The organism is Streptomyces sp. ActVer (assembly GCF_027270795.1).
Taxonomy (GTDB): domain Bacteria; phylum Actinomycetota; class Actinomycetes; order Streptomycetales; family Streptomycetaceae; genus Streptomyces; species Streptomyces umbrinus_A.
The window spans coordinates 21,332-31,123 of the sequence record NZ_JAPWHT010000074.1 but is presented as its reverse complement, the minus strand read 5'-3'; the positions used below and the strand labels follow the sequence as shown (position 1 = coordinate 31,123).

The window sequence follows — 9,792 nt, the reverse complement described above, 5'->3', positions numbered from 1 at the left end:
CGATCTGGCTGCCCCCACAGGGCCCCCAGTTCATCGGCCGCTAGGGCAACCCCGCTCAGCCTTGGGGGCGCGAGGAACTGCGCGACAAGCCACAACGGGCCCGCAGCCGCCGCCGAACCTTCCCAGTCGAGCTCTTGGGCGCCCCGGCTGAGCCCAGTGGCAACGGTGGTCAGCGGTCGGCTTTCGTCTTGTAGCCGCGACCCCACTGCAGGCCCCAGCCATAGAGCCGGTCGAGCTCCGCCTGGAACCCGTACACGAACTTCACCTCTCGGCGCACCACGAGTTCGTTCTTGACGTTCTCGATCATGACCACCGCACAGGACCTGGCCTGCGAGTGCCGTTCGTCGAGGCCGATCTCGATCCGGGGCCCGTTGCTCGGGTAGAGCGTCACGATCGCGTGCGTACGGTCGAAGGCGGGGGTCTGGTCGTAGATGTAGACGAAGACCAGGAGCCGCTTTATCTGCTCGCGGTGGTCGAGGTTGACGAAGATCGTCTCGCCCGAGCCGGAGCCGAAGCGGTCGTCGCCGCTGAGTTTCACGTACGGCGCGCCGTTGAGCTCGCCCAGGAAGCCGCCCAGGGGCTGGACGACTCCCTTGGTGCCGTCCGCGAGTTCGTACATGCAGCCCAGGTCGAGGTCGACGTTGACCATGCTCTGGGTGTGCGCCTGCACCACGTCCGGCTTGAAGGCCTTGAAGGGGTGGCGCAGCAGGCTGTCCCGCTGGGACCCGCCGATGTCGGAGGTGCGCATCCGCCAGGACAGGTTGATGCGGAGGTTGCCGGTGGCGGCGCCCTGTTTGGTGAGCGAGATCGTGTGGTTCCGTTTGGTCAGTTCTATGGCGTTGGTCGCCGCGCTGCCCGAGTCGAAGTCCGTCGACCGGCCGCGCCACAAGCCTTCCCAGAAGCTCATTCCCGCCCCCACGCTTCCCTGTTCACCTCGACGAATGCGCCGGGGCGGCCGCGAGGAATCCCTCGACGGCCGCCCCTCACAGAGCGTTCCTCACTCGGAGCGGTGTCACACCCCGGACGAGATCTCAGCCTTGTCGTCCGAGGCCTCAGCTTTTCCCTCTGCGGCCGCGATCGCCCGGTTCCGGCGCACGGAGGACCAGAAGGACCAGCCGATCAGGACGACACCGATGAGGCCGGTGATGACCTCGTTGATCTCGTACCGGATGGTGACAAGGAGGATTGCGGCAAGAGCACCGATGGCGTAGTGGGCGCCGTGCTCCAGGTAGACGTAGTCGTCGAGGGTGCCCTGACGGACCAGGTAGACGGTGAGCGACCGGACGTACATGGCACCGATACCGAGGCCGAGCGCCATCAGGACGATGTCGTTGGTGATGGCGAAGGCGCCGATGACACCGTCGAAGGAGAACGACGCGTCCAGGACCTCAAGGTAGAGGAACATGAAGAAGGCCGCCTTGCCCGCCATGACGACGGCCGTGGGCTTCTTGCCGGCACGCTTGGCCTCTTCCTCCTCCTCGTGCTCCCGTTCCTCCTCTGCCTCGATTCTGTTCTCGAAGAAACCGGAGAGACCACCGACGACCAGATAGGTGATGAGGCCCGCGATGCCGGAGATCAGCACCGTCTGCGCCTTGTCGACATGCCCGCCGCCATGTTGCAGGGCCTTGGACGCAAAGGTCATCGCGGAGACCATCAGCACGATCAGGGCGATGCAGACCGACAGCATGTCGATCTTGCCGAGCTTGGCCAGCGGGCGCTCCAGCCAGCCCAGCCACTTGATGTCGCGATCCTCGAAGACGAAGTCGAGGAAGATCATCAGCAGGAACATGCCACCGAAGGCCGCGATCGCCGGGTGGGCGTCGGTCACCAGTTCCTCGTAGCGGTTCTTGTCGGACAACGCCAGGTCGACGGCCTCGATCGGGCCGATCTTGGCGGTGATGGCGACGATCACGACGGGGAAGACCAGCCGCATACCGAAGACGGCGATCAGCACACCGATCGTGAGGAAGATCTTCTGCCAGAAGGCACTCATCTTCTTCAGGATTCCGGCGTTGACCACCGCGTTGTCGAAGGACAGCGAGATCTCGAGGACGGACAGGATCGCCACGATGCCGAACCCGGTCCACCCCCCGTAGAACACCGCTGCGACCAAGCCGAGCGCGGTGACCGCGAACGACCAGCCGAAGGTTTTCAGAACCACTGGCTACCCAATCGTGAGTATGGGGGGCTACCCCCGGACGAAGTCCGGAGGGGGTTTCCCCCCGCCGTACCCGGCTTTACGAAACATTGACCACAAAGTCTAGAGGGACGACCCCTCGGACGAGAGGGCCGGGCCACCCCACCCGGAGAGTCGCAGGTCCAGAGGGTGCGGACGCCAGTGACGCGCCTTCGGCCCCGCCCGCCACACTGCTTTCGGTGCACGGCGGGCGGTGGCCTCTCCTTCGGTCACCGGGGGCACCTTCCCCGGACCCGGCGGCCCTACGAGACGTTGACCCCGAAGTCCAGGGCGATGCCCCGCAGTCCGGACGCGTACCCCTGTCCCACGGCGCGGAACTTCCACTCCGCGCCGTAGCGGTAGACCTCGCCGAAGATCATCGCGGTCTCCGTGGAGGCGTCCTCGGAGAGGTCGTAGCGGGCGAGCTCCTGGCCGTCGGCCTGGTTGACGACCCGGATGAAGGCGTTGCTGACCTGACCGAAGGTCTGGCCGCGGTTGTCGGCGTCATGGATGGAGACCGGAAAGACGATCTTGTCGACGTTGGCGGGCACCTTGGAGAGGTCGATCAGGAGAGACTCGTCGTCGCCGTCGCCCTCACCCGTGAGGTTGTCCCCGGTGTGCTCGACCGAGCCGTCCGGGCTCTTGAGCTGGTTGTAGAAGATGAACCACTCGTCACCGAGCACCCGCCCCGAGTTGCACAGCAGCGCGCTGGCATCGAGGTCGAAGTCTGCTCCGGTGGTCGAGCGTGCGTCCCAGCCGAGCCCGATCATCACCTGCGTGAGGTTCGGTGCGGCCTTGGAGAGGGAGACATTGCCCCCCTTGGCGAGCGTGACGCCCATGATCCTTGTCCTCCCCGGTCAAGCCATTGGGTTGTCGAGCACGTCCGGCGCCGCACTAGGAGTGTGCGACGCCGGACGGAAAAAAGGTGAAGCGGATTGAAAGTGCCCGGGGCCGGACCACGGCCCCGGGGTGGCTCAGACGTTGACGCCGAAGTCCTGCGCGATGCCGCGCAGACCTGAGGCATACCCCTGACCGATGGCACGGAACTTCCACTCCGCGCCGTGGCGGTACAGCTCGCCGAAGACCATCGCGGTCTCCGTGGAGGCGTCCTCGGAAAGGTCGTACCGGGCGATCTCCGCCTCGCCCGCCTGGTTCACGACGCGGATGAACGCGTTGCGCACCTGGCCGAACGACTGCTGGCGGTTCTCGGCGTCGTAGATCGAGACCGGGAAGACGATCTTCTCGATGTCGGCCGGGACGCCGGCGAGGTTGACCTTGATCTGCTCGTCGTCGCCCTCGCCCTCACCGGTGGTGTTGTCACCGGTGTGCTCGACCGAGCCGTCGGGGCTCTTCAGGTTGTTGAAGAACACGAAGTTGGCGTCACTGCTGACCTTGCCCTCCGCGTTCGTCAGGATGGCGCTGGCGTCCAGGTCGAAGTCGGTACCGGTGGTGGTGCGGATGTCCCACCCCAGACCGATGATGACCGCGGTCAGTCCCGGGGCCTCCTTCGACAGCGATACGTTGCCGCCCTTGCTGAGGCTGACTCCCACGAGTCCTCCCATTGGTGTCCAGGGGCGGTGCGCCCCGTAGTGCGTCGGTATCGGATCAACGTGTCGATCCTAGTGAGGGGTTCCCCACCGCCGCAGGCCCTGGGCGTGAAGAATCCCAGAGTGTCGGCATCACAGGCCGGTCACGGAGCCGGGATCATGCGGGGTTCGTGCCGGGATCACGTCCGGATCACAGACTGTCCAGCGCCGTCACGTACTCGTTCAGGTCACGGGCGTCCGGCAGGGCGTTGACGACGGTCCAGCGGACGATGCCCTCCTTGTCGATGACGAAGGTGCCGCGCACCGCGCAGCCCTTGTCCTCGGCGAAGACCCCGTACGCGCGCGAGACCTCGCCGTGCGGCCAGAAGTCGGACAGCAGCGGGTAGTCCAGGCCCTCCTGCTCGGCGAAGACGCGCAGGGTGTGGATGGAGTCGTTGGAGACGGCGAGCAGCTGGGTGTCGCGGTCGGAGAACTGCGGCAGGTTGTCGCGCAGGGCGCACAGTTCGCCCGTGCAGACGCCGGTGAAGGCGAAGGGGTAGAAGAGCAGCACGACGTTCTTCGCGCCGCGGAAGTCCGAGAGCTTCACGGTGGCGCCGTGGTTGTCCTTCAGTTCGAAGTCCGGGGCCTTGTCGCCGACCTCGATCGTCATCGTCCTGCGTCCTTTCCATGGGCCGTTCGGGGCACCCACCCTACGCAGAGACCCCTTTTCGCCCCCGCCGCCCCTACCCATTCCCGCCCCTTTTCGGGGGCTCCGCCCCCGAACCCCCGCTCCTCAAACGCCGGAGAGGCTGAGTCCTTTAGGGGCGCGGGGAACTGCGCGACCAGCCACAACGCACCCGCAGCCGACGACGAAGGCCGAGGTACGAAAAACGGGGGCCCAGGGGTGCCAACCCCTGAACCCCCGCCCAAATCAGCGGAGCGTCACCGCTTTGACTTGGCCGCCTTCGGCGTAGCCAGCCGGGTCCCGCTCCAGTCCTTCCCCACGCTGATGCTCTTGGTCTGGGACAGACCCGCGGTCGTCGCGGCTTCCGCGATGTCGCTGGGCTCCACATACCCGTCTCGGCCGGTCTTCGGCGTCAGCAGCAGGACGGCGCCGCCCTCTTCGACGTACGTGGTGGCATCCACCAGCGCGTCCGTCAGGTCGCCGTCGTCGTCACGGAACCAGAGCACTACGGCGTCGGCGACGTCGTCGTACTCCTCGTCCATGAGCTCGCTGCCGATGACTTCTTCAATGGCCTCGCGGAGCTCCTGGTCGACGTCGTCGTCGAAGCCGATCTCCTGGACCACCTGCTCGGGCTGGAATCCCAGCCTGGTGGCCAGGCTCGTCCGCTCCTCCGCGTGGTCCGCGGTCGCGCTCACGGGTTGCCTCCTGATCATGTTCGGTAATGGGGTCTCCCCCTGCTCGGGCGAAGCCTGGAGCTTGGGGAAGTTCAAGCCACGCGCGTGCGCGAAGCATTGGCCGTAGTCCACACGGGCGGGGCGGATCGCGCAAGTACCCGGCCGTCGGGACCGCCGAAACGGTGACGATCCCGACCGTGTCGCCGCAACTCCAGGCAGGGAATCCTGGCCATTGGTGACGCACACCACACCAATCTGCCCCATTTGTGGATTTACGAACCCTACGAGGGTACGGGACTCGAAAGGCTTTGCGGTACGCGTCACGGGTCGGGCGTATCGTTGCGATTTGCCGTACCCGCCCTTTGGGGGACGGGGCGAACGTCTCGGTTACCTCTCGGTAGAGATGACGTTTCCGCCCCCGAGGTCCACGATGGGGAACGGTGCAGAGACCCAGGTAACCAGAGAGACCCCCCAAGAAAAAACCGAGAAAAACCGAGAAAAAGCGGCCCCCTGAGAGCGAAGGAACAGCGTGGCTTCCGGACCCGATCGCAACCCGATCATCATTGGCGGCCTTCCGAGTCAGGTCCCTGACTTCGATCCAGAAGAGACCCAGGAGTGGCTCGACTCCCTCGACGCCGCCGTCGACCAGCGCGGCCGGGAGCGGGCCCGCTATCTCATGCTGCGGCTGATCGAACGGGCCCGCGAGAAGCGCGTGGCCGTGCCGGAGATGCGCAGCACGGACTACGTCAACACCATCGCCACCAAGGACGAGCCGTTCTTCCCCGGCAACGAGGAGATCGAGCGGAAGATCCTGAACGCGACCCGCTGGAACGCGGCCGTGATGGTGTCCAGGGCCCAGCGCCCCGGAATCGGCGTCGGCGGTCACATCGCCACCTTCGCGTCCTCCGCCTCCCTCTACGACGTGGGCTTCAACCACTTCTTCCGCGGCAAGGACGAGGGCGACGGCGGCGACCAGATCTTCTTCCAGGGTCACGCCTCCCCCGGCATCTACGCCCGCGCGTTCATGCTGGACCGGCTGAGCGAGCAGCAGCTCGACGCCTTCCGCCAGGAGAAGTCCAAGGCGCCGAACGGCCTGTCGTCGTACCCGCACCCGCGGTCGATGCCGGACTTCTGGGAGTTCCCGACGGTCTCGATGGGCCTCGGCCCGCTCGGCGCGATCTTCCAGGCGCGAATGAACCGCTACATGGAGGCGCGCGGTATCGCGGACACCTCCAAGTCCCACGTTTGGGCGTTTCTCGGTGACGGCGAGATGGACGAGCCCGAGTCGCTCGGCCAGCTGTCCATCGCCGCGCGCGAGGGCCTGGACAACCTCACGTTCGTCGTCAACTGCAACCTCCAGCGCCTCGACGGCCCGGTGCGCGGCAACGGAAAGATCATCCAGGAGCTGGAGTCGCAGTTCCGCGGCGCCGGCTGGAACGTCATCAAGCTGGTCTGGGACCGCAGTTGGGACCCGCTGCTCGCGCAGGACCGCGACGGCGTGCTCGTCAACCAGCTGAACACCACGCCCGACGGACAGTTCCAGACGTACGCCACCGAGACGGGCTCGTACATCCGCGAGCACTTCTTCGGTCACGACCACCGGCTGCGGGCGATGGTCGAGAACATGACCGACGACCAGATCCTGCACCTGGGCCGCGGCGGTCACGACCACAAGAAGGTCTACGCGGCCTACGCGGCGGCCAAGGCGCACAGCGGCCAGCCGACCGTGATCCTCGCGCAGACGGTCAAGGGCTGGACGCTCGGCCCGAACTTCGAGGGCCGCAACGCCACGCACCAGATGAAGAAGCTGACGGTCGCCGACCTCAAGGGCTTCCGCGACCGGCTGCACCTGCCGATCTCCGACCAGGAGCTGGAGTCCGGCGCGCCGCCGTACTACCACCCGGGCCGGAACTCGGAGGAGATCCAGTACATGCACGACCGCCGCAAGGGGCTCGGCGGGTACGTCCCGACGCGCGTCGTGCGGTCCAAGCCGCTCGCACTGCCCGAGGACAAGACGTACGCGAGTGTGAAGAAGGGTTCGGGTCAGCAGTCGATCGCCACCACCATGGCGTTCGTACGGCTGCTCAAGGACCTCATGCGGGACAAGGAGATCGGCAAGCGGTTCGTGCTGATCGCGCCCGACGAGTACCGCACATTCGGCATGGACTCGTTCTTCCCGAGCGCGAAGATCTACAACCCGCTCGGCCAGCAGTACGAGGCCGTGGACCGCGATCTGCTCCTCGCGTACAAGGAGTCGCCGACCGGGCAGATGCTGCACGACGGCATCTCCGAGGCGGGCTGTACGGCCTCGCTGATCGCGGCCGGCTCGGCGTACGCCACGCACGGCGAGCCGCTCATCCCGGTGTACGTCTTCTACTCGATGTTCGGTTTCCAGCGCACCGGCGACCAGTTCTGGCAGATGGCCGACCAGTTGTCGCGCGGCTTCGTACTGGGCGCGACCGCCGGTCGTACGACTCTGACCGGTGAGGGTCTGCAGCACGCGGACGGGCACTCGCAGCTGCTCGCCTCGACGAACCCGGGGTGTGTCGCGTACGACCCGGCCTACGGGTTCGAGATCGCGCACATCGTGAAGGACGGGCTGCGGCGGATGTACGGCTCGTCCGCCGAGCACCCGCACGGCGAGGACGTCTTCTACTACCTCACCGTCTACAACGAGCCGATCCAGCACCCCGCCGAGCCGGAGGACGTGGACGTCGACGGCATCCTGAAGGGCATCCACCGCTTCGCGGAGGGCACTTCGGGCTCCATCCCGGCGCAGATCATGGCGTCCGGTGTCGCCGTGCCGTGGGCCGTCGAGGCCCAGCGGATGCTCGCCGAGGACTGGAACGTACGGGCCGACGTCTGGTCGGCGACCTCATGGAACGAGCTGCGGCGCGAGGCCGTCGAGGTGGAGCGGCACAATCTGCTGCACCCCGAGGAGGAGCAGCGCGTTCCCTATGTGACGCGGAAGCTGTCCGGGGCGCAGGGGCCGTTCGTGGCCGTCTCCGACTGGATGCGGTCGGTTCCTGACCAGATCGCTCGCTGGGTGCCGGGGACCTATCAGTCCCTGGGCGCCGACGGGTTCGGCTTCGCCGATACCCGGGGGGCTGCTCGGCGGTTCTTCCACATCGACGCGCAGTCGATCGTGGTGGGGGTGCTGACGGAGCTCGCGCGTGAGGGCAAGCTCGACCGGTCCGTGCTCAAGCAGGCGATTGACCGGTATCAGTTGCTGGATGTGGCTTCTGCGGATCCTGGTGCTGCCGGTGGGGATGCGTAGCGCTCCGCGCGGGGCCGGCTATTTGTCTGCGGGTTGTGGGGGCTGGGCGCGCCCACGCGGCGGAGCCGCACATCGATAGAGCCCCGCGCCCCTAAAAGACAAAAGACCGGTCGGTCTGAACTCAGCGCGCTGTCAAGGGGTGGTGTGGCCACGGGTCACGCCGCCCCTTCGCGTTTTCTACTATGCGCGCATGAAGCAGCAATCGGCGCAGGACCGTTGGGAGCAGCGTACGCAGCGGCCCTTGTTGGGGCTTGCGGTGGCGTTTGCCGTTGCCTATGCCGTACCGATCGTGTGGCCCGAGGCCGATCGGGAGGTGACCTCGTGGTGCACGCGCGTGGAGTGGGCGGTCTGGGGGTTGTTCGCCCTGGACTATCTCGTACGGCTCGCTCTCACCGACCGGCGGCGGGAGTTCGTCCGGGCGCACTGGCTCGATCTGTGCGCGGTGCTGTTGCCGCTCATCCAGCCGATCCGGCTGCTGCGGCTCGTCTCCACGTTGCTGCTCGTCGGGCAGCGGGCCCGGATGGCGCCGCAGATACGGCTGACCACGTATGTCGTGGGTGCGGTGGTGGCCCTGCTGATGTTCGGCTCGCTCGCTGTGCTCTCCGTCGAGCGGGAGTCGCCCGAGGGCAACATCAAGACGCTGGGTGACGCGGTGTGGTGGTCGTTCACCACGATGACGACCGTGGGGTACGGCGACCATGCTCCGGCCACCGGGCTCGGGCGGATGATAGCGGTCGGGCTGATGCTGTCCGGGATCGCGCTTCTCGGTGTCGTGACCGCCAATATCGCCGCGTGGTTCATATCGCGGTTCGAGTCGGACGATGTGGAGGAGCGGCGGCAGACGGCGGCGATCGAGGCGCTGGCGGAGGAGGTACGGGCCCTGCGGGCGCAGGTTGCCGCGTTGTCCGACTCGGCGTCTGTCGCTGCGGAGGAGCAGTTGCGCTGAGCAGTGTGCGGTTGTTCGTCGGGTGCGGGTGTGTGCGACCAGCCACACACGACCCGCAGACGACTGTCCACAGCACGGTCCGGCTAGAACATTCCGTTACCCGGGCCCGCCGTTCCGGCCATCCACACGATCGCCAGGATCGTGTCTATCGCGCCCAGTACCAGCGCGATGAGCGCCGGCAGTGGGCGGGCGCCGTTCCAGCGGCGTCCCATTGCCAGCCATCCGCAGGCGATCGCCAGTGGGCCGAGGATGATCCCCAGCACGAAGAATCCGGCGACCGCGCAGATGACTCCGATGATTCCGAGCGTCGCGCGGTCCGGCCCGCTCCGACGCCGAGTACGGCTCCGTGAGCGAGGGTGTTTGCGCGTGGTGTGACCGAAGCCCGCCATCATCAACTCCCTGGACCTCTGAGCCGGCCGAATGCCGGCCGGTTCGGGCTCGGAAGCCGTGTACCCCGGTCCGTTCGGTTCAGACCCGTACTTCTTCTCCCACCGCTTCCGCGGCGCGC

At 66.7% G+C, this 9,792-nt stretch carries 9 protein-coding genes; 2 read left to right on the top strand and 7 right to left on the bottom strand.

Features of this window, described 5'->3' with window-relative positions; all coding sequences use genetic code 11:
* Positions 1 to 169: 169 nt before the first annotated feature.
* The 6 genes from O3Q52_RS15045 to O3Q52_RS15020 form a co-directional block, all read right to left on the bottom strand.
* Positions 170 to 907 carry a Tellurium resistance gene (locus O3Q52_RS15045; protein WP_269649284.1) on the bottom strand — a complete coding sequence of 246 codons (738 nt, stop codon included), beginning with the start codon at positions 905 to 907 and terminating at the stop codon, positions 170 to 172.
* 105 nt (positions 908 to 1,012) lie between these two features.
* Entirely contained in the window at positions 1,013 to 2,161 is a 1,149-nt protein-coding gene (locus tag O3Q52_RS15040) for a DUF475 domain-containing protein (RefSeq protein WP_269649283.1), read from the bottom strand.
* Positions 2,162 to 2,439: 278 nt separating this feature from the next.
* Positions 2,440 to 3,015 (bottom strand): TerD family protein, encoded by a 576-nt coding sequence (locus tag O3Q52_RS15035; RefSeq protein ID WP_055617906.1) that lies wholly within the window; start codon positions 3,013 to 3,015, stop codon positions 2,440 to 2,442.
* 135 nt (positions 3,016 to 3,150) lie between these two features.
* On the bottom strand, positions 3,151 to 3,726 hold the full coding sequence (locus O3Q52_RS15030; protein ID WP_055617911.1) for a TerD family protein: 576 nt from the start codon (positions 3,724 to 3,726) through the stop codon (positions 3,151 to 3,153).
* Between the two features lie 187 nt (positions 3,727 to 3,913).
* The gene (locus tag O3Q52_RS15025) at positions 3,914 to 4,372 is read right to left on the bottom strand and encodes a peroxiredoxin (RefSeq protein WP_055617905.1); all 459 of its coding nucleotides are present in this window, start codon (positions 4,370 to 4,372) and stop codon (positions 3,914 to 3,916) included.
* Positions 4,373 to 4,644: 272 nt separating this feature from the next.
* A complete protein-coding gene (locus O3Q52_RS15020) occupies positions 4,645 to 5,082 on the bottom strand; it encodes a DUF3052 domain-containing protein (RefSeq protein ID WP_055611766.1) in 438 nt (145 codons plus the stop codon).
* Between the two features lie 508 nt (positions 5,083 to 5,590).
* On the opposite strand from O3Q52_RS15020, the gene aceE reads away from it, so the two are divergent.
* A complete protein-coding gene (gene aceE, locus O3Q52_RS15015; protein WP_269649282.1) occupies positions 5,591 to 8,338 on the top strand; it encodes a pyruvate dehydrogenase (acetyl-transferring), homodimeric type in 2,748 nt (915 codons plus the stop codon).
* Positions 8,339 to 8,528: 190 nt separating this feature from the next.
* A complete protein-coding gene (locus tag O3Q52_RS15010; RefSeq protein ID WP_269649281.1) occupies positions 8,529 to 9,284 on the top strand; it encodes a potassium channel family protein in 756 nt (251 codons plus the stop codon).
* 83 nt (positions 9,285 to 9,367) lie between these two features.
* Here O3Q52_RS15010 and O3Q52_RS15005 read toward each other — a convergent pair whose 3' ends face one another.
* A complete protein-coding gene (locus O3Q52_RS15005; RefSeq protein ID WP_269649280.1) occupies positions 9,368 to 9,676 on the bottom strand; it encodes a small hydrophobic protein in 309 nt (102 codons plus the stop codon).
* Positions 9,677 to 9,792 lie beyond the last annotated feature (116 nt).